Source organism: Actinokineospora sp. UTMC 2448 (assembly GCF_024760565.1).
GTDB classification, from domain to species: Bacteria; Actinomycetota; Actinomycetes; order Mycobacteriales; family Pseudonocardiaceae; genus Actinokineospora; species Actinokineospora fastidiosa.
On record NZ_CP031087.1, the window covers coordinates 5,192,447 to 5,215,907 of the forward strand.

General features: G+C 73.1%; 25 protein-coding genes. 8 read left to right on the forward strand and 17 right to left on the reverse strand.

From position 1 onward, the window contains the following. Window positions 1-8: 8 nt before the first annotated feature. Together Actkin_RS23605 and Actkin_RS23610 are read left to right on the forward strand one after the other, a co-directional pair. The gene (locus Actkin_RS23605; protein WP_189211592.1) at window positions 9-1,259 is read left to right on the forward strand and encodes a DUF58 domain-containing protein; all 1,251 of its coding nucleotides are present in this window, start codon (window positions 9-11) and stop codon (window positions 1,257-1,259) included. Window positions 1,260-1,317: 58 nt separating this feature from the next. Next, complete coding sequence (locus tag Actkin_RS23610; RefSeq protein WP_258904307.1) at window positions 1,318-3,696, forward strand: transglutaminase TgpA family protein; 2,379 nt, start codon at window positions 1,318-1,320, stop codon at window positions 3,694-3,696. A 445-nt stretch (window positions 3,697-4,141) separates the two neighbouring features. Here the strand turns inward: Actkin_RS23610 and Actkin_RS23615 are convergent, their stop codons facing one another. Further along, window positions 4,142-4,540, reverse strand: a complete 399-nt coding sequence (locus Actkin_RS23615; RefSeq protein ID WP_189211593.1) for an SCO2097 family morphological protein — start codon at window positions 4,538-4,540, stop codon at window positions 4,142-4,144. Between the two features lie 134 nt (window positions 4,541-4,674). Next, window positions 4,675-6,633 carry an acyl-CoA dehydrogenase family protein gene (locus Actkin_RS23620; protein ID WP_258904308.1) on the reverse strand — a complete coding sequence of 653 codons (1,959 nt, stop codon included), beginning with the start codon at window positions 6,631-6,633 and terminating at the stop codon, window positions 4,675-4,677. Window positions 6,634-6,706: 73 nt separating this feature from the next. Between Actkin_RS23620 and Actkin_RS23625 the strand changes: the two genes are divergently transcribed. Next, entirely contained in the window at window positions 6,707-7,705 is a 999-nt protein-coding gene (locus tag Actkin_RS23625) for a PHP domain-containing protein (protein WP_189211595.1), read from the forward strand. Here the strand turns inward: Actkin_RS23625 and Actkin_RS23630 are convergent. From Actkin_RS23630 to Actkin_RS23640, 3 genes are all read right to left on the reverse strand, one after another. Then, on the reverse strand, window positions 7,702-8,151 hold the full coding sequence (locus Actkin_RS23630; RefSeq protein WP_189211596.1) for a MarR family winged helix-turn-helix transcriptional regulator: 450 nt from the start codon (window positions 8,149-8,151) through the stop codon (window positions 7,702-7,704). The two genes, Actkin_RS23625 and Actkin_RS23630, sit on opposite strands and share 4 nt — an antisense overlap. 23 nt (window positions 8,152-8,174) lie before the next feature. Continuing rightward, window positions 8,175-8,609 carry an ATP-binding protein gene (locus Actkin_RS23635; protein WP_258904309.1) on the reverse strand — a complete coding sequence of 145 codons (435 nt, stop codon included), beginning with the start codon at window positions 8,607-8,609 and terminating at the stop codon, window positions 8,175-8,177. Window positions 8,610-8,672: 63 nt separating this feature from the next. Then, on the reverse strand, window positions 8,673-8,978 hold the full coding sequence (locus Actkin_RS23640) for an STAS domain-containing protein (protein ID WP_189211598.1): 306 nt from the start codon (window positions 8,976-8,978) through the stop codon (window positions 8,673-8,675). A 160-nt stretch (window positions 8,979-9,138) separates the two neighbouring features. On the opposite strand from Actkin_RS23640, the gene Actkin_RS23645 reads away from it, so the two are divergent. Further along, window positions 9,139-9,435 (forward strand): WhiB family transcriptional regulator, encoded by a 297-nt coding sequence (locus Actkin_RS23645; RefSeq protein ID WP_189211599.1) that lies wholly within the window; start codon window positions 9,139-9,141, stop codon window positions 9,433-9,435. A gap of 92 nt (window positions 9,436-9,527) precedes the next feature. Here the strand turns inward: Actkin_RS23645 and Actkin_RS23650 are convergent, their stop codons facing one another. From Actkin_RS23650 to Actkin_RS23660, 3 genes are all read right to left on the reverse strand, one after another. Next, entirely contained in the window at window positions 9,528-10,274 is a 747-nt protein-coding gene (locus Actkin_RS23650; RefSeq protein ID WP_258904310.1) for a SigB/SigF/SigG family RNA polymerase sigma factor, read from the reverse strand. Beyond that, window positions 10,271-10,705 (reverse strand): ATP-binding protein, encoded by a 435-nt coding sequence (locus tag Actkin_RS23655; protein ID WP_229787004.1) that lies wholly within the window; start codon window positions 10,703-10,705, stop codon window positions 10,271-10,273. Before Actkin_RS23655 ends, Actkin_RS23650 begins: the two co-directional genes overlap by 4 nt. A gap of 139 nt (window positions 10,706-10,844) precedes the next feature. Next, window positions 10,845-11,774, reverse strand: coding sequence for a hypothetical protein (locus tag Actkin_RS23660; RefSeq protein ID WP_189211601.1), 930 nt, complete (start codon window positions 11,772-11,774; stop codon window positions 10,845-10,847). Window positions 11,775-11,910: 136 nt separating this feature from the next. Here Actkin_RS23660 and Actkin_RS23665 point away from each other — a divergent pair, with 136 nt between their 5' ends. After that, entirely contained in the window at window positions 11,911-12,405 is a 495-nt protein-coding gene (locus Actkin_RS23665; RefSeq protein WP_189211602.1) for an isochorismatase family protein, read from the forward strand. A gap of 231 nt (window positions 12,406-12,636) precedes the next feature. Here Actkin_RS23665 and Actkin_RS23670 read toward each other — a convergent pair whose 3' ends face one another. Further along, the gene (locus tag Actkin_RS23670) at window positions 12,637-13,911 is read right to left on the reverse strand and encodes a DNA polymerase IV (RefSeq protein WP_258904311.1); all 1,275 of its coding nucleotides are present in this window, start codon (window positions 13,909-13,911) and stop codon (window positions 12,637-12,639) included. Between the two features lie 42 nt (window positions 13,912-13,953). Further along, window positions 13,954-14,658 carry a class I SAM-dependent methyltransferase gene (locus tag Actkin_RS23675; protein ID WP_189211604.1) on the reverse strand — a complete coding sequence of 235 codons (705 nt, stop codon included), beginning with the start codon at window positions 14,656-14,658 and terminating at the stop codon, window positions 13,954-13,956. A 32-nt stretch (window positions 14,659-14,690) separates the two neighbouring features. Here Actkin_RS23675 and Actkin_RS23680 point away from each other — a divergent pair, with 32 nt between their 5' ends. Both Actkin_RS23680 and Actkin_RS23685 read left to right on the forward strand, forming a co-directional pair. Further along, window positions 14,691-15,539, forward strand: coding sequence for a ParA family protein (locus Actkin_RS23680; RefSeq protein ID WP_189211605.1), 849 nt, complete (start codon window positions 14,691-14,693; stop codon window positions 15,537-15,539). 1 nt (window position 15,540) lies between these two features. Next, on the forward strand, window positions 15,541-16,320 hold the full coding sequence (locus Actkin_RS23685) for a DNA-formamidopyrimidine glycosylase family protein (RefSeq protein WP_258904312.1): 780 nt from the start codon (window positions 15,541-15,543) through the stop codon (window positions 16,318-16,320). On the opposite strand, the gene Actkin_RS23690 is transcribed toward Actkin_RS23685, so the two are convergent. Further along, window positions 16,321-16,722: a hypothetical protein gene (locus Actkin_RS23690; protein WP_258904313.1), complete on the reverse strand. Its 402-nt coding sequence runs from the start codon at window positions 16,720-16,722 to the stop codon at window positions 16,321-16,323. Between the two features lie 880 nt (window positions 16,723-17,602). After that, the gene (locus Actkin_RS23695; RefSeq protein WP_189211608.1) at window positions 17,603-18,388 is read right to left on the reverse strand and encodes a hypothetical protein; all 786 of its coding nucleotides are present in this window, start codon (window positions 18,386-18,388) and stop codon (window positions 17,603-17,605) included. Between the two features lie 36 nt (window positions 18,389-18,424). Between Actkin_RS23695 and Actkin_RS23700 the strand changes: the two genes are divergently transcribed. Beyond that, the gene (locus Actkin_RS23700) at window positions 18,425-19,423 is read left to right on the forward strand and encodes a quinone-dependent dihydroorotate dehydrogenase (protein ID WP_258904314.1); all 999 of its coding nucleotides are present in this window, start codon (window positions 18,425-18,427) and stop codon (window positions 19,421-19,423) included. On the opposite strand, the gene Actkin_RS23705 is transcribed toward Actkin_RS23700, so the two are convergent. From Actkin_RS23705 to Actkin_RS23725, 5 genes are all read right to left on the reverse strand, one after another. Then, entirely contained in the window at window positions 19,398-20,657 is a 1,260-nt protein-coding gene (locus Actkin_RS23705) for a uracil-xanthine permease family protein (protein ID WP_189211610.1), read from the reverse strand. The two genes, Actkin_RS23700 and Actkin_RS23705, sit on opposite strands and share 26 nt — an antisense overlap. Before the next feature lie 95 nt (window positions 20,658-20,752). Next, window positions 20,753-20,974, reverse strand: a complete 222-nt coding sequence (locus Actkin_RS23710) for a hypothetical protein (RefSeq protein WP_189211611.1) — start codon at window positions 20,972-20,974, stop codon at window positions 20,753-20,755. A gap of 86 nt (window positions 20,975-21,060) precedes the next feature. Then, window positions 21,061-21,834, reverse strand: coding sequence for a phage shock envelope stress response protein PspM (locus Actkin_RS23715; protein WP_258904315.1), 774 nt, complete (start codon window positions 21,832-21,834; stop codon window positions 21,061-21,063). Window positions 21,835-21,877: 43 nt separating this feature from the next. Continuing rightward, window positions 21,878-22,717: a PspA/IM30 family protein gene (locus Actkin_RS23720; protein ID WP_189211878.1), complete on the reverse strand. Its 840-nt coding sequence runs from the start codon at window positions 22,715-22,717 to the stop codon at window positions 21,878-21,880. Between the two features lie 291 nt (window positions 22,718-23,008). Further along, window positions 23,009-23,449 (reverse strand): helix-turn-helix domain-containing protein, encoded by a 441-nt coding sequence (locus Actkin_RS23725; protein ID WP_189211613.1) that lies wholly within the window; start codon window positions 23,447-23,449, stop codon window positions 23,009-23,011. Between the last annotated feature and the right edge of the window lie 12 nt (window positions 23,450-23,461).

The window sequence follows — 23,461 nt, forward strand, 5'->3', positions numbered from 1 at the left end:
GGAACGGCATGAGGGGTGCGCTTTCAGGGCTGACCACGCGAGGGCGCTGCCTCTTGGCCGCGGGCGTGGCGGCCGGGCTGTGCTCGCTGGTGCTCAACGAGCGCGATCTGCTGCGGGTGGCGGCGTTCATCATCACGCTGCCGGTCCTGGTGGCCGTGGTGACCGCGGTCGCGCGGGTGGGGCTGCGCGCGCAGCGCCAGATCACGCCGTCGCGGGTGCAGGTCGGCGGCCGCGCCGAGGTGACGCTGCACCTGCAGAGCAGCGGCAGGCTCCCGACCGGCGGGCTGCTGGTCACCGACGGCGTCCCGTACGCGCTCGGCGGCAAGCCCCGATTCGTGGTGGAGCACCTGCCCCGGCACGGCGGGGCGCAGCTCAAGTACGGGCTGCAGCCGATGCTGCGCGGCATCCAGCAGATCGGGCCGCTCAAGGCGGTGGTGACCGACCCGTTCGGGCTCGCCGAGTTCGAGCGCGAGCTGGCCGGGTCGACCCGGCTGGTCGTGGTGCCCAGGGTGGTGCCGCTGCGCGGGGTGCCCGGCGGCTCCGGCCTCGGCTCCGGCGACGACGGCTCGGTGCGGCTCAACGCGGGCAAGGGCGAGGACGACGCCGTCGTCCGGCCCTATCGCCAGGGCGATGACCTGCGCAAGGTCCACTGGCGCTCGACGGCCAAGCGCGACGAGATGATGGTGCGCGTCGAGGAGAGCCCGTGGCGCGGCGGCACGACCGTGCTGCTGGACCGGCGCGTCGTCGGCCACCGCGGCGCGGGCGCGGCCTCCAGCCTGGAGTGGGCGGTCTCGATGGCGGCCAGCGTCTGCGTGCAGCTGCACCGGCACGGCCACCAGATCCGGCTGGTCACCGAGACCGGCGGCGTGCTGATCACCGACCACGGCGACGGCAGCCACAACGACGCGCTGCTGCTCGACGCGCTGGCCGCGCTGCAGCCGGTGCACCAGCGCGAGATCAACTGCCCGGCCGACCCCGGCCACGGCCAGGAGCTGATCGCCATCGTCGGCGCGGCCACCGCGGCGTCGCTGGCCCAGCTGATCCGCTACCGCACGCGCGGCGCGCGCAGCCTGGCCGTCCTGCTCGACGTCGACGCCTGGGGCCCCGGCGACGGCGAGAGCGACCCCGACGGCGCGGCCGCGCTGCTGACCGGGGCGGGCTGGGGCGTGGTCAAGGCCCGGCCGGAGGTCCCGATGACCCAGATCTGGGCCGACCTGTGCCGCACCGGCACCAAGCGCGTCTCGGGGGTCGGCACGTGAGCGGACCGTCGACCCGGCGCCGCCGCGAGCGGCGTCCCGAAGCCCGCGAGGAGGCGTCGTGAGCGAGCAGGAGACCCCGCAGGCGCAGTGGTCGGTGACCGTCACCCCGGTCATCGCGGCGCTGACGGCGCTGTGCGCGTCCACGGCGCTCGCGGGCGTCATCGAGGGCATGCGCTGGCTCGGGTACGCGGGCATCGCGCTGATGGTCGTCACCGCGACCGGCCTCGGCCTGCGCGCCCTGCGGACGCCCACGCTCCTGGTCGCGCTCGCCCAGCTGTTCGCGCTGCTGTGCCTGCTCGTCGCGCTGTTCACCAGCAGCGGCATCCTGGGGCTGTTCCCCGGTCCGAAGTCGATCGGCGACCTCGGGACGGTGCTGGAGGCGTCCGTCGAGGCGGTGCGGGTCGGGGTGCCGCCGGTGCCCGCGACCACGCCGGTGCTGTGCCTGGTGGTCATCGCGATCGGCATGGTCGGCGTCCTGGTCGACACGCTCGCCGTCGCCGCGGGGACGCCTGCCGCGTGCGGACTCGTGCTGCTGTGTGTCTACGCGGTGCCCGCGTCGCTGGCCGACGAGATGCTGCCGTGGTGGTCGTTCGTGCTGGGCGCGAGCGCGTTCGCGGTGCTGCTGGCCGTCGACGGCGCGCACCGGCACCAGGTGTGGCGCAACCGCCCGGTCATGCCCGGCACCGGGCGCGGCTTCGGGTCGCCGTCGGCGCTGGTGTCCGCCGCGCTCGCCCTCGGCCTGCTGGTCGGCGCGACGGCCACCGCCGTCGGCACGGTCGGCAGCCTCCCCGGCGGCGGCGCGGGCGGTGGCGCGGCGGGCGGGCTGGCGCTCAAGCCGTTCACCGCGCTGCGCGGCATGCTGAGCCAGGGCGCCAACGTCGAGCTGTTCCGGGTGCGCGGCCTCGGGTCCGAGGGCCGCTACCTGCGCGCCCTCACCCTCCCCCGCTACGACGGCGCGGGCGGCTGGCAGGCGGCCGAGGCGCTGCCGGACAACGTGCCCGCCATCGGCGACCTTCCGCTCGGCCCCGGCGACGACGGCGGCGGGCTGGTCACCCCGATCGAGATCGAGCCGATCAACTCCGAGGACCTGTGGGCCCCGGTGTACGGCACGCCCCGGCAGCTGCGCGACCTGCCGCAGGGCATGTTCTACGACCCCAGCGGCGGGATGGTGTACTCCCGCAACGCGCGCAAGCTGCCGAAGTACGTCGAGGAGGCCGACCTCAGCCAGCCCGAGGCCGACGACCTGCGGACCACCGGCACCGACTACGGCGAGCTGGACCCGGCCTACCTGGTCAACGACGGCATCGACCCCGAGGTGGTCGCCCTCGCCGAGCGCCTGGTCGCGGGCAAGTCGACCGCGTTCGACCAGGCGGTGGCCATCCAGGAGTACTTCGCGCCGTCCAACGGGTTCCTGTACCGCACCGAGACCAGCCAGGCGACGGGCGTGGAGGCGCTGAAGGACTTCCTGTTCGGCGCCAAGATCGGCTACTGCGAGCAGTACGCCTCCGCGATGGCCATCCTCGCCCGGGCCGCTGGCCTGCCCAGCCGGGTCGCCATCGGCTACACGGCCGGCTACCAGGCGGGCGACTACCGCTCGATCACCACGCAGGACGCCCACGCGTGGGTCGAGATCTTCTTCCCCGGCGAGGGCTGGGTCACCTTCGACCCGACCCCCTTGTCCGACGGCCGCGGCTACCAGCCGCCGTACGTCGACGACGGCACCAGCACGGACCCGTCGACCGGCGTGACGGAGGAGGAGATCCCGACGGGCGCCGACGAGCCCACGTCGTCCCCCCAGGACGAGGAGACCACCGACGACCCGGGAGCGGCCCCGCCGACCGAGGACACCGGCCTGACGATCCCGTGGACGGTGTGGGTGGGCCTCGGCCTGCTCATCGTCGCGGCCGCGGCCGCTGTGCCCGCCCGGCGCCAGCGGGCGCTGCTGTGGGTGGCGGTGCCGTTGGGGATCCTGGCGGTGTTCTTCCTGCTGGGCGCGCTGTCGTGGTGGCTGGCGGCGCTGTGGCTGGTCCTGTCGATCGCGGCGGTCCCGGCGGCGGTCCGGGGATGGCAACGCCATACGAACCGCCATGCGCTCGCCGTGCCTGGCGTGGTGGACCCGGCGACGGCGGCGTGGCGGGAGCTGATCGCGGAGTCGGAGGACCGCGGGGTGGCGGTCCCCGCATCCGACACTGTCCGCCTGGCGGCGCGTCGGATGGCGAAGGAGCACAGCCTGGACGAGCCCGGCCGTCATGCGCTGCGGACGGTGGTGGACTCGGTGGAGCGGTCCTGGTACGCGGGGCGGACGGAGCCGGACCCGCGGTTGCGGGCGGCGTTCGATGAGGTGGTGGCGGGGCTGCGGCGGACATCGCCGTTGGCTTTCAAGTCTCGCGTGATGCCTCGGTCGGTGATGCGGCGGAGGCGGGGGACGGAGGAGTAGGCGCGAGGGCGGGTCGGGGACTTGCCACCCGACCTGCCACAGCGATCTGCCTGTGGGCCTGCCTGCGTGCCTGCCCGCCCGCTAGCACGCGACCTGCGTGCCCGGGGCGCGACCTGCCTGCCCGGGCGCGACCTGCCCGACTTGGTCGGCTCTAAAGAACGCGAGTTGCTTGGTGGGTGTCCGATGTGGTGAACCCGCATTCGCGGGGCCCCTAAGCGAAGCGGCGCGGCGCGGAAAGAAGGGCGGAGCGGCGAAGCCGTTCCGCGCCGGGCGAGGGTAGCACCGCTTCGCTCCCCACGAATGCGGGTCCACCCCATCGGACAGTTGTGTGGGGCGTGTTGCGTTTGTGGGGTAGTTGCGCTGCGCTGCTTCGACACCGCGTTGGGTGGACTGCGCATGTGAAAGCGCCGGTCCGACGTTGTCGGACCGGCGACCTTGGTGCTTGTTAGCGCTCTTCGTCGAAGCGCTTGCGGAAGCGTTCTTCCATGCGCTGGGAGAAGCCGCTGCGGCCGGGTGGGGTGGGGCTCGACGGGGGGTCGCCGTCGCCTTCGGCGGCGGTCTTGTCGCCGCGGCGGAAGGACGTCCAGGCTAGTAGGGCGCCGCCGAACATGATCAGGAAGCCGAGCAGGCTCACTACCGGGACACCGGCCACCTTGGGGAGCATCACACCGGTGACGAGCAGCGCCGCGCCGAGTAGCAGCAGGGCGATGCCCTGGAGCTTGCGTCGTCGGGACGGCTTGCGTAGGCGTGCTCCTCGAACGGTGGAGGCGAACTTCGGGTCCTCTGCGTAGAGCGCGCGCTCGATCTGGTCGAGCAGTCGCTGCTCGTGCTCGGAGAGTGGCATCGTTCCTCCTCCGGCACTGCGGTCGCGGGCGCCGGGCGATCACGGGTTGCCGCCGGACCCGGCGGGCACCCCCGCCGGGGGGTGTCGTCCACCAGAATACGGCGCATTCCACGTCCCGACTACCCGATCCGGGATCACCGTGCCACAGCTTTGCGCGACTCCTCCCCCGAACGTGATCCCGTCATGGTCGCGCCACTTTCCGTACCCTGACGATCACCCTGCGCGATCGGCGCGGTGATGAGGGCGTCCGGGATGGCGAAGGCGTCGACCAGGGTCCTGGCGTGCGGGCGCAGGGCGCGGCACAGGGCGTTGACCGCGCCGGTCACGGCCTTCGCGCGGGCCGTCGTGAAGCGGCCGTGGCCCAGGAACCAGTCCAGGTCGGCCTCCAGGTTCGCCAGCACGTACAGGTCGCACACCCGGTTGAGCAGCGGCGACGGGTTGCGGTCGAGGGCGGCGACGAACGCCTCCAGCACGATCCGGTCGACGTGCACCCTGGCCGCGCGCAAGACGTGGTCCTGGGCGCTGTTGAACACCTCGAAGGCGTCGGCGTCGGGGTCGGCCGCGCGGCGGAGCCTGCGGGCCAGGGTGTCCAGGACGTGCTTCTCCCGGTCCTCGAACACCTTCAGGTGCCACCCCCGGTCGAGCAGGTCGGTCTCCTCGTCGCGCGGGGTGACGGCGTTGACCAGGCGTTCGATGACCGACCGGGCCGCTGTGCGCTCGATCACGGTCGCCACGAACTGGTCGGCGATCACCCGCCCCATGCCGCGCTCGCCGATGTACTGCCGGTAGCCCGTCAGCAACCCCTTCGCAACAAGCTGCAGCAACACCGTGTTGTCGCCCTCGAAGGTGGTGAACACGTCCGTGTCCGCCTTCAGCCGAGGGAGCTGGTTCTCCATCAGGTACCCGGCCCCGCCGCACGCCTCCCGGCATACCTGCACTGTCCGGGTCGTGTGCCAGGTGCCGATCGCCTTGAGCCCGGCCGCGCGGGACTCCAGCTCGCGGCGGTCGGCGTCCTCCGGCAGGTCGTGCAGGGTGCTGACCAGCTCCTCCTGCGCGAAGTGCAGCGCGTACGTCGTGGCCAGGGCGGGCAGGAGCTTGCGCTGCTGGGCCAGGTAGTCCAGGACGACGACCTCGTCGCCGCTGTCCGGGTGCGGGAACTGGCGGCGGGTGTCCCCGTACCGGACCGCGATGGCCAGCGCCTTCTTCGCCGCGCTGCCCGCCGCGCCCGCCACGCTGATGCGGCCCCGGATGAGCGTGCCGAGCATGGTGAAGAACCGCTTGCCGTCCCCCTCGATCGGGCTGTGGTACGTGCCGTCCGCGTCGACCCGGCCGTACCGGTCCAGCAGGGCGTCGCGCGGCACCCGCACGTCGTCGAACCAGATGCGGCCGTTGTCGACCCCGTTGAGCCCGGCCTTGGGCCCGCAGTCCTCGATCCGCACGCCCGGCACGGGGTTGCCGTCCTCGTCGCGGATCGGCACGACCAGGGCGTGCACGCCGTGGCTGACGTCACCGACCACCAGCTGGGCGAAGACGACGGCCAGCCTGCCGTCCCGGGCGGCGTTGCCGATGTAGTCCTTGCGGGCGGAGTCGTCGGGCGTGCGCACGACGAAGCCGTCGCCGTCGAAGGTCGCCGTGGTGCGCAGGCTCTGCACGTCGGAGCCGTGCCCGGTCTCGGTCATCGCGAAGCACCCGGCCACCTCCAGGTCCATCAGCGGCCGCAGGTACCGGTCGTGGTGGCGCTGGGTGCCCAGCGCCTCGATCGCGCCGCCGAACAGGCCCCACTGGACACCCGCCTTGACCATGACGGACAGGTCGCCGAAGCCCAGCATCTCGAACGCGGTCAGCGCGCCGCCGGGGTCGCCGCCCCCGCCGTGCTCGGGCGGGAACCCGATGCGCGGGTAGCCCGACCGCGCCAGCTCGCGCAGTTCGGTGAGGACGACGGCGCGGTAGTCCTCAGTGGTGAGGTCGGCGGTGTCGGGCAGCCCGCGCTCGGCCATCCGGGCCCTGGCCTCGGCGCGGACGTGCGCCCAGCGGCCGTCGAGCAGGCCGGTGAGCGCCTCGGCGGGGATGGCGGGAGTGTCCGGGATGTCCATGTCCCGACGCTAACGGCGCGCCGGACGCCCTGCTCGCTGGCGCAAGATCGCGTCCTGCGGTTGGGTTGTCGCCATGGACCCCGTCTCGGCGCTCAAGCAGATCGCGCTGTTCCTGGAACGGTCCGGCGCGCACACCCAGAAGGTGCGGGCCTTCCGCAGGGCCGCGCAGGTGATCGCCGACCTGCCGCCCGGCGAGGTGGCCACCCGCGCCGCCGCGGGCACGCTGACCGGCCTGCCCGGCATCGGCAACTCCACCGCGAAGGTGATCAGCGAGGCGGTGGCGGGCGGCGAGCCGGAGTACCTGACCGAGCTGCTGGCCAAGGCGGGCGGCCCGGTCGCGGGCGGCGACGAGCTGCGCAAGGCCCTGCGTGGCGATTGCCACACCCACTCCGACTGGTCCGACGGCGGCAGCCCGATCCGGGAGATGGCCGAGGCGGCGATCCGGCTCGGCCACGAGTGGATGGCGCTCACCGACCACTCGCCCCGGCTGCGGGTCGCCCACGGCCTCAGCGCCGACCGGCTGCGCAGGCAGCTCGACGTCGTCGCCGAGCTGAACGCCGAGCTCGCGCCGTTCCGCATCCTGACCGGCATCGAGGTGGACATCCTCGACGACGGCGCCCTCGACCAGCAGCCCGAGCTGCTCGCCGAGCTGGACGTCGTGGTCGCCAGCGTCCACTCCCACCTGCGCATGCCGCGCCGGGCGATGACCAGGCGGATGGTGGCCGCGGTGTCGAACCCGCTGGTGGACGTGCTGGGCCACTGCACGGGCAGGCTGGTCACCGGCAAGGGCAGGCCGGAGTCGGAGTTCGACCCGGAGGAGGTCTTCGGCGCCTGCGTCGAGCACGGCGTCGCCGTGGAGATCAACTCCCGGCCGGAGCGGCTGGACCCGCCCCGGCGGCTGCTGCGCCTGGCCGCCGACCTGGGCTGCTTCTTCGCCATCGACAGCGACGCGCACGCGCCCGGCCAGCTCCACTGGCAGCCCTACGGCTGCCAGCGCGCCGAGGAGTGCGGCATCGGGCCGGACCGGGTGATCAACACCAGGACCGCGGACGACCTGCTCGCCGAGTTCTAGACGGGCACGCCCGCGTCGGCCACCGCGGTGAACTCGCGCAACCCGGTCAGCAGGGCCGCGCGGCCCTCGGCGCTCATCCCGGCCAGCACCCGCCCGAGGTCCGCCCGCCGGTCGCGGCGCAGCCGGGCCAGCAGGTCGCGGCCGGAGTCGGTGACCAGCAGCTCGACCTCCCGACGGTCGTGCGCGCCGGGGCGGCGGCTCAGCAGGCCCGCGCTCTGCAGCCGGTCGCACAGCCTGCTGGCGGACGACGGCAGCACGCCGAGCATGTCCGCCAGCCGGGTCAGCGTCAGCGGCTCCACGGTCTCCACGAAGTGCAGCGCGCGCAGTTGCAGCGCGGGCACCTTCGGGTAGACGGAGGTGTTCGCGCGGGTGAGGACCAGCCCCAGCGCCAGCGCGGCGCCCTCGATCTCGGCGACCTCGTCCGGGCCGGGAACCTCGGCTGCCATCCGCCAAGGGTGGCACATCGGGGCTAATCGGCGCAGAGCAAGGAGAACTCCGCCCACACGCACAGTCCACCGTCGTGGCCCCGGTGCCCCCACTTCGAGCTGACCGCGGCCACGATCGCCAGCCCGCGACTTCGGGGGGTGCTCGGCGAGAGCGGCACCAGCGACGGGTGCGCCCCGAGTCCCTGGTCGCTGACCTGCACGCGCAGGCAGCGCCCACCGAGGTTGATCAGCTCCAGCACGACCTCGCCGACCCCGTGCTCGACGGCGTTGGTGACCAGCTCCGACACCGCGAGCAGCACGTCCTGGACGAGGCGGTCGGCCACGCGCCACGACTCCAGCACCGCTGCGGTGAAGTAGCGCGCGGACGCGGCCGACTCCGGACGGGGACGCAACCTGATCAACGCGGTCCGGGCCTCACGCCCCGCCGCGTCCCGGTTTCCGCCGGTCACCGCCGTCATGTGCGAAGAGTTACCCCATCCGGCGGAGGGTGAATCACCCCGCGTGTCACCAGGTGATGTGCGTCACTCATCGAGGCCGAACACCGGCGCGAGACCGGTGATCTCGATGATCCGGCGCACCCGTTCGTGCGGCGCGCGCAGCCGGAGCGTGCGGCCTGCGTCCTCGGCCTGCTTGCGGGCCGCCACCAGCACGCGCAGCCCGGCGGAGTCCATGAACTCCACCTGCGACAGGTCGACCTCGATCGTGGCCGCGGAGGAGCCAGCCATCGTCTCCGACAGCGTCCGCTCCAGGTCCGCGGCCGTGGCCAGGTCCACCTCGCCCGACACCGAGATGACAATCGGGTCGGCGCCCTCGGTCTTGGTTTCCACAGTCGTCCTTCCTCGGCGCGGGTTGCCCTGCTCGGCACACCCTAATCACCCCGCAACGCGAGCGGGTTACGACAACACCGTTTCACCCCTCATAGCGCCGGGTAAGTCGCAGGCGACCCCGCCGCACCCCAGCGGGGGGCACCCGAGGGAGGGATATGCCATGGCCGAGATCACCCGTCTGCCCAAGCCGGTCGCCGAGTCCTGGACCTGGCAGTTGCAGGGTTCCTGCCGGGGTGCGGACGCGATGATGTTCTTCCATCCCGACGCCGAGCGCGGCCCGGCCCGCCACGCCCGCGAGGAGCGCGCCAAGGCGATCTGCCGTGCCTGCCCGGTGCTGGAGCAGTGCCGTGAGCACGCGCTCTCCGTGCAGGAGCCGTACGGGATCTGGGGTGCGATGGGGGAAGGCGAGCGCCGGACGCTGATCGCGCAGCGCCGCCGGGCCCTGAAGGCCTCCTGACGTCCGTCCCGCTGGGGTACGCGTCGATGCGCACCGTCCACTTCGGGCGGTGCGCATCGCTGTGCCGCCCCCTCTCGCGGCGGCGCGCGCCGCTATCCCACCATTGTGGAGTCCTCGCCGAGCCCGGCTCTCAGCTGGCGTAACGTCTTGGCCAGCAGCCGGGACACCTGCATCTGCGAGACCCCGACCCGCCGGGCGATGTCGGACTGGCTCATCCCGCGGAAGAATCTCAGCACGACGATCCGGCGCTCCCGCTCGGGCAGCGCGGCCAGCAGTGGGGCCAGCGCGCGGCGGTTGTCCACCTCGTCGAACTGCTCGTCCTCGTAGCCGAAGCGGTCCCCGGCGGGCTCGGCGAGCCGCGCGTCCAGCGACGCGCCCTGCTTGCTCGCGCCCGCCACCAGCACCTCGTAGACCTGCTCGCGGTCCAGTCCCAGGTGGTCGGCCAGCTCGGAGGGCTTGGGCGCGCGGCCCAGCGTCTGGCTCAGCTCCGCGCTCGCGGCCGCCACGGTGACGTGCAGCTCCTTGAGCTGGCGCGGCACGCGGACGGCCCACGCGGTGTCGCGGAAGTGGCGGCGCAGCTCGCCCATGATCGTCGGCACGGCGAAGGCGTAGAAGTTGCCGCGCTCGGTGTCGAAGCGGTCGACGGCCTTGATCAGCCCGATCGTCGCCACCTGCACCAGGTCCTCCAGCGCCTCGCCCCGGCGGTCGAACTTGCGGGCGAGGTTGCGGGCCAGGTCCAGGTGCGCGGCGACGATCTCCGAGCGCAGCGCGGCGCGCCGGGGATCGCCCTCGGCCAGGCTGGCGAGTTCGGCGAACCGCGGGTCGACGTCGTCGGTCACCGGGCGTCCATGACGGTCGGGCGGGCCACCAGCTCCACCGTGACGCGGTGCACACCACCGCCAGCGGGCTCGACGCGCTCAGTCAGCGACTCGGCGAGCGCGGTGAGGATCTGCCAGGCCAGCGGGTCGGCCGACGGCGGCCGGTCGTCGACGGCGTCCACGGCGACGCGCACCCGCAGCGTCTGCGCCTCCGGCTCGAACGCGCAGTGCAGGCGGCTCTCGACCGCCGCAGCCCTGACCAGCAGCGAACACGCCTCGTCGACGGCCATGCGCAGGTCCTCGATCGCGTCGAGGTCGAAGTCCATCCGCATGGCGATGTCGGCGGCGAACGAGCGGACCAGGGGAACCTGGTCGGCGTCGGCCCCGACGAGGATGTCGACGTTCCTGACCCGTGCGGCTCTGGTCACCGTCTCGGTCTCCACCTCTGACACGCTGTTTCCCTCCGGTCCGGCTCCCAGCCCGCAAAAGTGTGGAGCGGGGTGGGATTCGCTGTCCGTCCTGCGGACGCCATTCTCCACCCCGCTCCACGGCGGCGAAGTCCGCCAGGTCTGTACCCAGCCGGTCGCCGGGTCAAACCTGGAATTCGTTGCGGGTGTAGACCTGGCTGAACGTGCCCTCACCGGCGAAGTACTGGGCCACGAGGTAGGCGGGGTCGGTGGCCAGCATGCCGCGAGGAATGTCACTGCCGTCGTTGCCGTCGTCCCAGCCCCAGGGGGCGTTCGCGGAGTTGGGCTTGCCGTTGTCGCCGCGGAACGTGCCGTAGCTGGCGAAGGTGGCGGCGCTGTGTCGCCGAGCCCACATTCCGCCCTCGGAGAACACGCTGACCAGGCGGTATCCGACCGAGCGGTCGTTGCCCGACGACGGGACCTCGGCCGTCCCCGGGTAGTAGACGACGCCGTCGCCGCCGGGGAACTCCGCGCCGTTCCAGGCGTAGAGGCCGTGCCCCTTGGCCTCCTGGCGGGTGGTGGGACGGCCGTCGCGCAGGATCAGGGCGCCGTCGACGTTCTCCCGGCCGGAGGTGAACGTGCTGCCGGAGGGGACGTAGGAGTAGAAGTCGCTGTGGGCGACGGTGACCATCGCCTCCAGCCGCCCGTGCTGGGAGCCGTCCCTGCGGACGGTCAGGACCGTGCCCTCCAGGTCGTTCTCGTGGGTGAACTGGCGGAACGGGTCGGGGAAGTCCTCCCAGTCGCGCGGGTGGTAGAAGGAGTAGCCGATGAACCAGTGCGTCGAGGTCTCGACGACGGAGTAGTAGGCGGTCCCGGTGAGGCGGGCCAGGCTGTCGTCCTGGTGCTCCCAGTTGTTGAGGGTGTCCCATTCGCCGTCGTAGTCCACGGCGGTGACGTAGTCGGCGTCGTAGTCGCTGGAGTCGGTGTCCTGGTAGTGGATCGGCGCCCAGCGCGTGGCCAGCTCCAGGTCGGTGACGGCGGCGGCGGTCGGGGCGAGCAGGGCGGTCATGGCCAGCGCCGCGAGCACGGCGCCGACCCGCAGGGGTGTGATCATCGACGGTTCCCTTCCGGAAGTCGGTGATCATGTGACTACCGGAGGTGATCGTCGCGGCGGTAGCGTCCGGCCGAACCTGAGCACAGCACCGGATGGCGGATCCCGGATTCGAACACGTGTGCTAACGTCCGTGCCCATGCGGGATGTCCTGGTGCTGGTCGACGTGCAACGGAACATGATCCGGCCGCCGACGCCGGTGCCTTCGGCCCCGGCCGTGGAGGCCGCGGTGGTCGACCTGCTCACCCGGGCCAGGATCGCGGGCGTGCCGGTGGTGCACGTGCGCAACAACGGCGGCACCGGCGACCCGGACGAGACGGGCACGCCGGGCTGGGAACTCGTCCACGACGTGGTCGGCGGCGAGCACGTCGTCGACAAGACCGAGCCGGACGCCTTCGCGGGCACCCTCCTGGCCGACCTCATCCCCTCCGGGTCCCGGGTGGTGATCGCGGGCATGCAGAGCGAGTACTGCGTCCGCGAGACGGCCCTGTCCGCGCTCCGGCGAGGCCACGAGGTCGTGCTCGCCGCCCACGCCACCTACGACGACGACACAGACGCGACGACGATCGCCCGACGCGTGGAGCGCGAACTGGCGGCGGCCGGAGTCAGCGTCGGAGGCGAGATCGCGTTCTGACGCTGGCCCGAGAGGCTGACACCGCCGCTCCCGCTGGGCTGGGGTCACCTGTCGGGCCGGGCCAGCCCTTCGGGCGCGGCTCCGCCGGCCCTGCCGGGGTGAGGTGGCCCTTACGGCTCCGGTCAGCGCTTTGGGCTCGGCTCCGTCACCCGCCGGAGGTCCCTTTTCGGCTCAATCAGCCTTTCGCGCGCCGCTCTGCCGCCACCGGGACGAGGTCGCCTTCCAGCCCGGTCAGCGCTTCGGGCGGGGCTCCGTCGCTCCTGCTCGGTCCGGGTGCTCCCCCAGCAGGGAGGCTGGGCGGATGGCGGCGCGGCCGTATTTGGACCTGGCCCTGTCGGCGGCCTGGTCGGCTTCGCGCCAGCCGTTCTCCGGGGCGTCGAGGGTGAGTTGGTCCTGGCCTGCCGGGCCCAGTTGTTCCATGCGCACCCCGATCAGGCGGACCGCGCCGGGTGGGGCGTGGTCGGTGAGGAGGCGGACCGCGGTGCGGTAGATCTCCTGGGTGACGTCGGTGGGGGTCGGCAGGGTGCGGGAGCGGCTGATCGTGGTGAAGTCGGAGTAGCGCACCTTGATCGACACCGTGCGCCCGCTGAGGCCGCGGGAGCGCAGGCCGGCGGCCGTCTTCTCGCTCAGCCGCAGCAGTTCGCGCGCGAGCAGGATGCGGTCGTAGTGGTCGACCTCGAAGGTCTCCTCCGCGCCGATCGACTTCTCCGCCGTCTCGGGGACGACGGCGCGGCCGTCGTGGCCGCGGGCCAGGGCGTGCAGGTGCTCGGCCTGCGCGGTCCCGATCGCGCGCCGCAGGCGGGGCAGCGGGGTCTCGGCGACGTCGGCGACGCGTTCCAGGCCGATCGCGGCCAGGCGCTCGGCCGTCGCCTTGCCCACGCCCCACAGCGCGGAGACCGGCAGCGGGCGCAGGAAGGCGTCGACCTCGTCGCGGGGGACGACCAGCATGCCGTCGGGCTTGCCCAGGCCGGAGGCCAGCTTGGCGACGAACTTCGTCGGGCCCACCCCCACCGAGCAGCTGATCCCGTGCTCGGCGCGCACCTGGCGGCGGATCTGCGCGCCGATCTCCGCGGGCGTGGCCCGCAGCCGCCGCAGCGCGCCCGCGACGTCGAGGAAGGCCTCGTCCAGGCTCAGCGGCTCGACCAGCGGCGTGATGTCGCGGAAGATCGCCAGCACCCCGGCGGAGACCTCCTGGTAGAGCTCGAAGGTCGGCGGCAGGAACACCGCGTGCGGGCACAGCCGCCGGGCGTGCGCGGTCGGCATGGCCGAGCGCACGCCGAACCCGCGGGCGATGTAGTTGGCCGACGACACCACCCCGCGCGGTCCCACTCCCCCGACCACGACCGGCCGCTGCGCCAGCTCCGGCCGCTCCCGGATCTCGACGGAGGCGTAGAAGGCGTCCATGTCGACGTGCAGGATCGGGCACCCGGCATCGTCCGGCCACGCGTCATCGCGCGCCCGGAACCGCTCGACCAACCCGCGCGGCAGATCCCCGCTCCGCCCCATGCCGCACAGCAAAGCACAGGGCGCCGACAGCCGGGCCGAGCGTCAGCGGCGGGCCAGGGCGTGCAGGCGGGTGGCGATGTCGCGCAGCGGGGCCATGGTGGCCGCCGTCGCCTCCAGGTCGGCGAGGGCCTCCGCGGCGGCGAGGTTGGACTCCAGCACCCCGCCGGGGACGAGGTCGGTCAGGACGCCGAGGCCCTGGACCAGGTGGACCGTCAGGCCCGCGTCGTCGAGCAGCGTGTGGAGGCCGACGGTGTCGAAGCGGCGGGGCTCGCCGGGGACGGCGGGGCCGTCGAGGAGCTGGCGGGCGTCGGTGAGCTTCCCGGAGATGGCCCGCTGGATCACCGCGGCGAAGCGGTTGGCGACCACCACGGACACCGCGCCGCCGGGCGCGACGGCGGCGGCGAGCGCGGCGACGGTGACCTTGGGGTCGTCCACGACCTCCAGGACGCCGTGCGCGATGACCAGGTCGAACCCGGGGCCGACCAGCTGGTCGAGGGCGTCGCTGTCGCCCTGGACGGCGGTGATGCGGTGGGCGACCCCGGCGTCCTCGGCGCGGCGGTCGAGGGTGGCCAGGGCGTTGGGGCTGGGCTCCACCACGGTCACCTCGGCGCCCGCCGCGGCCAGCGGGACGGCGAGCACCCCGCTGCCGCCGCCGACGTCGAGCAGCCGGGGCGGCTGCCCGCCACGGCGTTCCCGGGCGGCGGTCAGCTCGGCGTCCAGCACGCGGCGAACAGGATCGGGGCGCATGAACGGAAGCGTAGAGACCCTAAAGTGACGATGTGCAGACGGTGGCGGTGCTGAGCCTCAAGGGTGGCGTGGGGAAGACCACGGTGGTGCTCGGGCTGGCCTCGGCCGCGCTGCGCCGCGGGGCCCGCACGCTCGTCGTCGACCTCGACCCGCAGTGCAACGCCACGGCGACGCTGGACCCCGCCGAGACCGAGGCCACGCTGGCGGACGTGCTGGAGACCCCGCGCCCGTCGGTGATCCGCGACGCGATCGCGCCCAGCGCGTGGGGCGACGACGTCGACGTGCTGGTCGGGTCCGAGGAGGTCGAGACCCTCAACGACCCCGACCCCGGCGCGCGCAGGCTGGAGAAGCTGGGGCGGGCGCTGGCCGAGCTGAAGACGATGCTGGCCGAGGACGAGCTGCCCTACCAGCTGGTCCTGCTGGACTGCCCGCCGTCGCTGGGCAGGCTGACGCGGTCCGCGCTGGTCGCCGCCCAGGGGGCGCTGCTGGTGACCGAGCCGACGATGTACGCGGTGTCGGGGGCGCAGCGCGCGTTCGAGGCCGTGTCCGACACGCGTGACCAGCACAACCCCAACCTGATGGCGATCGGCGTCGTGGTCAACAAGGTGCGGTCGCACTCGTACGAGCACCAGTTCCGCATCGCCGAGCTGCGGGAGACGTTCGGGTCGCTGGTGATGCCGGTGGCGCTGCCGGACCGGTTGGCCGTGCAGCAGGCGCAGGGGGCGTGCCTGCCGATCCACCAGTGGCACACGCCGGGGGCGCGGGAGGTGTCGCTGGCGTTCAACCTGCTGCTCGCGCGCGTGCTGCGCAGCGGCCGCCGGGGGCGTCACCAGGCCATCGACTGGCCGGACGACGACGACGCCGAGGCCGCGGAGGCCTGAGGTGCCCGAGGGCGACACCGTCTTCCGCAGCGCGGCGGTCCTGGCCGAGGCGCTGGTCGGTCGTCGCCTGACCCGCGGCGAGCTGCGGCACCCCCGGCTGTCGACGGTCGACCTCGCCGGGCGCGAGGTGGTCGGCGTGCGGCCGGTGGGCAAGCACCTGTTCCTCCGCTTCGACGGCTCGCTGAGCTTCCGGTCCCATCTGCGGATGGACGGCGGGTGGCAGGTGGGCCCGGCGGGCGCGCGGTGGCGTCGGCCCGCGCACCAGGTGCGCGCGCTGCTGGTCACCGCCGACAAGCAGGCGGTGGGCTACCTGCTGCAGGAGATGGCGCTCGTGGACACGGCGGAGGAGGACCGGCTGGTGGCGCACCTGGGTCCGGATCTGCTGGACCCGGAGTGGGGGCCGGAGCTGGCCGCCGAGGCCGCGGCCCGGCTGCGCGCGGACCCGGAGCGGGAGCTGGGCGTGGCGCTGCTCGACCAGCGGGTGATGGCAGGGCTGGGCAACGTCTACAAGTCCGAGGTCTGCGCGGTGCTGCGGGTGACGCCGTGGAGTCCGGTGTCCTCAGTGGACGCGGACCGGGTGGTGGAGGTCAGCCGGGATCTGCTCTACCGCAACCGTTTGCGCGTTTCCCGCAACACGACGGGCGACCCGCGACGGCCGGTGTGGGCGTATGACCGCACGCGGTATCCGTGTCCCCGCTGCGGCGGGCGGATCAGGCGTGCCGATCAGGACGACCGGCCGACGTACTACTGCCCGACGTGCCAGGCGGGGCCGCGTCCCTGATCAGGGACACCAGAGGATGCCGCAGGGCCTGCGCGTCGTCGTGGTGGTGGTCGTCGTGCGGCGGGTGGTGGTCGTCTCGGGGGGCGGGGGCGGCGGCTCGGTGGTGGTGGTCGTGGTGGTGACGACCGGGGGCGCGCTGGTCGTGGTCGTGGTGGTGGTCGTCGTCGAGGTGAGCGAGGTGGTCGTCGTGCTGGTGGTGGGCGACGCCGCGGAGGTGGCCGAGACCAGGGTCCCGGAGACGAAGGTGGCCTGGACGGTCGGCTCCGGCTCGGCGGGCTGGTCGACGGTCGAGCCCTCCGGCACCGCCCGGAACCGCGCCCCCGAGTCCAACCCCTCGAAGAACAGGGCGGCAGCCGCCGCCCCCACCACCGCACCGATGGCGACCCGACCAGCAGCGGCCACCGGCACTCCTTCCACAGCACCTATGTGAACAGCTTTCACACACTCTGCGTATTCGGGTAAGCACCCTAGCATCACCCGTTCGGGTGGCGAGGAAAAGCTGTTGATCGGGGCAAGCCTCGCGTCTTAGCTTGTGCGTACACAAGAGAGGAGGTGGTCCAGAAGTGATTTCCCTTCGGACTCGTGAGGTGGCTGTCCGCTAAGGACCACCGCAGCGAATACCAGGCAGTCACCCGGCCCTCGGGCTCTCGGGGCGGAGTCCACCCCGAGCCCCACGCCACGCGTGGGGAAGCAGCCCGGGGGCTGTCCTATTTTCAGGGGCGGAAACCGCAGGCCAGCCAACGCACTGCTCGTGGAGGCGGGGGCGGGCGGGTCAGAGCTGTGGCCGAGCTTGGCCCGGGTCCGGGCGGAGGCAAGCCGGACTGTGTCGGGGCCGCAACCAATACCGGAGCCGGAGCGGACCGGCACCAGGGGAAGCGGGCCTGGCCAAGACGAGCCCTAGGGCGAAGCCGGGCAGAGGCCAGAACGCAAGCCCGAACCAGGGCCGGAGCGAGAACCGGGGCTGGGCCAGGAGCGAGGCCGCGGCCGGGCAGAGTCAGGCCGGGGACCGGGCAGAGACCGGAGCCCGAGGCGGGTCGAGCCGAGGGCAGGCCGGGGCGGAGGTAGGCGCGGACCGAAGCCAGCGGCGGAGCCGGACCGAGGCGGGACCGAGGCCGAGGCAGAACCGGGACCGAGGCGGAGCCGGGACCGAGGCCGGCCGAGTTGGGGACCAGAGCTGGAGCCGGGGCGGGCGGCGTGGAGCCGGGGTCGGCGGCGGTGTTGACAGCGGCTGCGGTGGGTGCAGGCGACTGCGGGTGCGCGGGTTGGGGTGCAAGTGCGGGGTCTATTCCTCCAGTTGTTGACGTCGTCGCCAGGCTGCTGCTGTGGCGCGTTCGGCCTCCTTTGCTGTTCGGCGGGCTAGTTGGAGGTCTCGGCGGGCGTCTAGTTCCGCGGCCTCGGCGGCGTCGAGTTGGGCGTTGAGGTCGCGGACGCGTTCCTCGGCCTTGGCCACCGCCTTCTCGGCGGCCGCTACCGCGCGTTCGGCCTTGGCTCGGTCGGCTTCGGCGGACTTGACCTCGGCTTTTGCCGCGGCGATCGCCGCGCGCTTGTCCTCGGGGGGTTTCTTCTGCTTCTTCTCCGGTTCGCGTTTGGGCTGGGGGGTTACCGCAAGGCCGGGCCAGGCGGGGGCGCCGGAGAGGTCGCGGACGGAGGCGATGCGGCCGGTGCGGAGGCGTTCTTCCGCCGACTCGTCCAGCAGGGCCGTCGTGAACATCTCCTCCAGCTCGCGGATGATCGGCTCGCTCAGGTCGTCGCCCTGGGCCGCGCGGGTGACGAGGGTGCGGAGGACCTCGGCGCGCTTGGGGGTCAGGTCGCGCAGGGCGGGGCCGTCGGCGGACTGGTGGGCCGCGCGCAGGGCGTCGCCCAGTTCGGTGAGTTCGGCCACGGCGTCGGGGGCCGAGCGGACCAGGCGGTTGACCAGCCAGGCCGCGGTGGTGGGCTTGGCCAGCTTGTCGATCTGGGCCGCCGCCTGCGGATCGCCGGAGTCACGGACGCGTTTGGCCAGGGCCTTGCGGGCGGCGGTGAACTCCTCGCGGGGCAGCGCGTACAGCTCGTCGGCGTCACGGGTCACGCGCCCATCATCGCGTCCGGATGACACGATGGCCGCGTGGTGTACCAGCGACTGGTCCGGCGTGTCCTGTTCTCCCTCGGCAAGGGCGACCCCGAGGTCGCCCACGAGCGCACCGTGAAGGCGCTGGGGCGGCTCGCCCCGGCGATGCGCCCGCTGCGCGGCCTCTTCGGCCCGCACGCCGAGACCACCGCGTTCGGCCTGCGCTTCCCCGGCGTCGTCGGCCTGGCCGCGGGCATGGACAAGGACGGCCGCGCCCTGCGCGCCTGGCCCGGCCTGGGATTCGGCTTCGTCGAGGTCGGCACCGTCACCCGCCACCCGCAGCCGGGCAACCCGAAGCCGCGCATCTTCCGGCTGCCCGAAAACCAGGCCGTGATCAACCGGATGGGCTTCAACAACGCGGGCGCGGACGCGCTCGCCGCCCGGCTGGCCGCCACCGGCCCGATCGGCGTGCCCATCGGGGTCAGCATCGGCAAGTCCAAGGTGACGCCGGTCGAGGACGCCGTCGACGACTACCTGCACTCGCTGCGCGTCCTCAAACCGCACGCCGACTACTTCGCCGTCAACGTCAGCTCGCCCAACACCCCCGGCCTGCGCGGCCTGCAGGACCGCGGCGCGCTCGACGAGCTCGTCGGCGCCCTGGCCGCCGAGGCCGACGGCACGCCGATCCTGGTCAAGATCGCCCCCGACCTCACCGACGACGCCATCGGCGAGGTCCTGCAGGTCTGCGCCGACCACGACGTCGACGGCCTCATCGCCACCAACACCACGCTCTCCCGCGAGGGCGCCACCGGCCCGCACCGGGACGAGGCGGGCGGCCTCAGCGGCCGCCCCCTCACCGAGCGCGCGCTGGAGGTCGTGGGGTTCGTCGCCAAGGAGAGCGACCTGCCGGTGATCGGCGTCGGCGGCATCATGACCGCCGACGACGCCCTGCGCATGCTCGACGCGGGCGCGCGGCTGGTGCAGCTCTACACCGGGTTCATCTACTCCGGACCCGCGCTCGTCCGGGCGATCAATCGCGCGACCGCAGCGCGCTGAGCTTGCGCAGCAGCGGGTACAGCACGACGACGATCAGCGAGCCCCAGGCGATGCCCTCCAGGCGCATCCCGCCGACGCTCAACGTCAGGTTGCCCACGCCCGCCACGACCGCGGCGGCGACGACCATCAGCGTCACCGGCTCGGTGAAGTCGACCCGGTTGGCCTGCCAGATCCGCACGCCCAGCAGGCCGATCATGCCGTAGAGCAGGATGGTCGCCCCGCCGAGCACGCCGTCGGGCACCGTGTTGATCAGCGCGCCGAACTTCGGCACCAGGGACAGCACGAGCGCCACGAGCGCGGCCACGGCGTAGGCGGCCGTCGAGTACACCCGGGTCGCGGCCATGACGCCGATGTTCTCCGCGTACGTCGTGGTGCCCGACCCGCCGCCCGCGCCCGCGAGCGAGGTCGCCAGGCCGTCGGCGATGAGCGCGTCGCCCACGCTGCCGTCGAGGTTGCGCCCGGTCACCGCGCCGACCGCCTTGACGTGCCCCACGTTCTCCGCGACCAGCACGATCACGACCGGGATCACCAGCAGGATCTCCGACGGCCGCAGCATCGGCGCGGTGAACTCCGGCAGCCCGAACCACGGCGCGGCGGCCAGCGCGTCGACCCGCTGGGCGTCCAGGCCGCCGGTCAGCGCCGCCACGACCCACCCGGCCAGCACGCCGACCAGGATGGACATCCGCGACAGCATCCCCCGGCCCACGACCGCGCAGACCAGCACGACGCCGAGCGTCAGCACCGCGATCAGCGGCTGCTTGGCGAACGACCCGGTCGCCACCGGGGCGAGGTTCAGTCCGATGAGGAGCACGACGGCCCCGGTGACCACGGGCGGCATGACCGAGTCCAGCAGCCGCACGCCCAGCGCCTTCACCGCGACGCCGACGCCGATGAGCAGCAGGCCCGCGGTCAGCACGATCCCCAGCTGGACGGCCAGCCCGCTTTCCTTGGCGGCCAACAGCGGCGCGATGAACGCGAACGACGACCCGAGGTAGCTGGGCACCCGGTTGCGGGTGATGACCAGGAAGAGCAGTGTGCCCACCCCGGAGAACAGCAGCGTGGTGGTCACCGGGAAACCCGTGAGCGCGGGCACGAGCACCGTCGCGCTGAACATCGCGGCCACGTGCTGCAGCCCGAGTCCGATGGTCAGCGGCCAGCTCAGCCGCTCATGGGGCGCGACGACCTCGCCGTCCCGCACACGCCGACCGTCTCCGTGCACGGACCACAAAGTCAACGTCCACCCTCCACCGCGCCCGTCTGGTTCGCAGCATGGTGCCACAGCAAGTAGTCGCCAAGTCGATACGACACCGTGATGTTTACCTGAATGCCCTAGCGCGCTCCGCCGACAGCCCAGGACAGTGCCAGCGCGTAAGGGTCGTAGGTGTCCGATCGGCCCGCCGCGATCCACTCGACGGCCGCGTCGAGCAGCCGGGCGGCCCAGCCCCGGTCGATCCCGTTCGCCGTGATCGCCGCCCAGTACCGGTCCTCGTGCGCGGGCATCGCGGCCACACGGTCGCGCACAACCGGCCTCAACTCGGCTTCGGTGTACATGGGCGACGTCCTCTCCAAGGGGTCTATACAGAAAAGACGCCGCAGCCCCGTGAAGGTGACGCGCGGTCGCGGTGTGAGCCGCGACCCTATCCGGTGTGCGGGGACAGCTCGCGCAGAGCCACGGCCAGGGCGGCGAGGTGGTCGGTGGCGTCGGCGAGGTCGTGGCGCGGCGCGGCGCCGGTCGACGCGGCCAGGACGCGGCCCGCGGCGGCGAGCAGGGCGCAGTAGCCCTCGACGCCCTCCTCCAGCTGCGTCCGCAGGCTGAGGACGCCCGCGGTGAGCGCGGCGCGGTCCGCGGCGGGCGCGTGGTCGCGGGCCCGCTCGACGGCCTGCAGCTGGGCCGAGACCGCGCGCAGCGCCTCGGCGGCCTCCGCGCCGGTGCGGCGGGAGTGCTCGACGGACTCCGGCGGCACCAGCGCGCCCCGGCTGAGCTGGGCGAGCAGCTCGCGCAGCGCGTCCTCGGCGTCGGCGAGCCTGCGCATGGGCTCGCGGGCCTGGGAGTCCGGCGGCGGCAGCGCCACCGGCACCCGGGCGGCCTCCGGCAGCGGCTCGCGGTGCAGCCGCCAGGTCCGCACGCCGGAGGCGATCGCGGCCACCCCGGACACCACGGCCGTCCCGATCAGGATCGGCACGGACGCGCCGGGGTTGGCGGCCGCGGCCTCCACGACCACCGCCCCGGTGCCGGTGGCCAGGCCGGTGCCCGTCCACGCCGTGGTGGTCCGCACCGCGCGGCGCCGCCTGCGCAGCGCCCGGGCGCGCGGGTCGCGCCACCGGGCGATGCGGGCCTGCACCTTGGTGACCGCGTCCACGTGCTTGGTGGCGAGGTCGGCGATGCGGATCAGCTCACGCTTGTAGCTCACTGCCGACCCCCTCCCCGGTGCGCGCTAGTCGGTCGAGTGCGTGCTAGTTGTTCGACTGCGGGTTGGCCTGCCGCTCCTGGGCGACCCGCTGGGCGATCTCGGCCTCGATGTTGCCCGGCGTGGGCTGGGCGGCCTGGCCGCCGGTGACCTGCGGGGCCTGCCCGCCGGACATCGACGCGCGGATCTGGTCGAGGCGCGAGCGGCCCGCCATCTCCGTCGTGCTGGCCTGGACCTCCATCATCCGGCCCTGCACGGAGTTCTGGGCCAGCTCGGCCGAGCCCAGCGCGGTGGCGTAGCGGCGCTCGATCTTCTCCCGAACTTCCTCCAGCGACGGGGTGTTGCCCGGCGCGGCGAGCTCGCTCATCTGGTTCAGCGAGCGGGAGACCTGCTCCTGCATCTTGGCCTGCTCCAGCTGGCTGAGCAGCTTGGTGCGCTCGGCGAGCTTGTTCTGCAGGACCATCGCGTTGCGCTCGACGGCCTGCTTGGCCTGCGCCGCGGCCTGCAGCGCCTGGTCGTGCAGCGTCTTGAGGTCCTCGATGCCCTGCTCGGCGGTGACCAGCTGGGTGGCGAAGGACTGGGCGGCCGTCTCGAACTGGGTCGCCTTCTGCTCGTCGCCCTTGGCGCGGGCCTCGTCGGCCAGCACGAGCGCCTGGCGGGCCGAGGCCTGCAGCTTCTCCACCTCGCCGAGCTGGCGGTTGAGCTTCATCTCCAGCTGGCGCTGGTTGCCGATGACGGCCGCGGCCTGCTGCGAGAGCGCTTGGTGCTGGCGCTGCGCGTCCTCGATGGCCTGCTGGATCTGCACCTTGGGGTCCGCGTGCTCGTCGATCTTCGACGAGAACGAGGCCATCAGGTACTTCCAGAACTTCACGAACGGGTTGGCCATCTCCTCCGCCTGCCTTCTCACGACTGTCGGTTCACTCGGATAAGTCGCCGCCTGACCTTCCGATGAAACGGCAACGTCCCGGCACCCTGGTGGGTTCCATCGTGTCAGGTGGGCCCAGGCCGTTCCACCGGACCCGGACAATTTCCGGGATCATCTCCGGGCTGCCCGGGACCGGGGTCCGGGACATCCCTGACCCCTCACCCACGGTAACCGGTGAACGGGCCGAACGCGGCGCGTCCGCCGAACCGGGGACGGTTCGGCGGACGCGAAGTGCGCACGGCGGGAGAACGGCTACGCGGCCACGAACGCCCGCGCGCCGCCGAGTGAGTCGATGGAATGCAGGGCGGGCTGGAGCCGGAGATCGGCCAGGCTGTCGCCGACGACGGCGGGCACGAGCCTGCCGCCCTCGATGGCGGCGCGGGCGCCCGCGTCGCTGTGCTCGGGCGCGGAGCGCGCCTCGGCGGGGACCTGCTCCGGCACGCCGTGCTCGACCGAGGTGAGCGCGCCGATGTCGGAGGCGACATGCGACATCAGCTCGGCCAGCGGCAGGTCGAGCGCGTCGCAGATGGCGGCGAGCAGCTCGCTGGACGCCTCCTTGCGGCCGCGTTCGACCTCGGAGAGGTAACCGAGGCTGACCCGCGCCGACCGGGACACCTCCCGCAGGGTGCGGCGCTGGTTGGTCCGGGTGTGGCGCAGCCGATCACCGATGGCCTCGCGCAGCAGCACGGTCATCGCACACCTCCT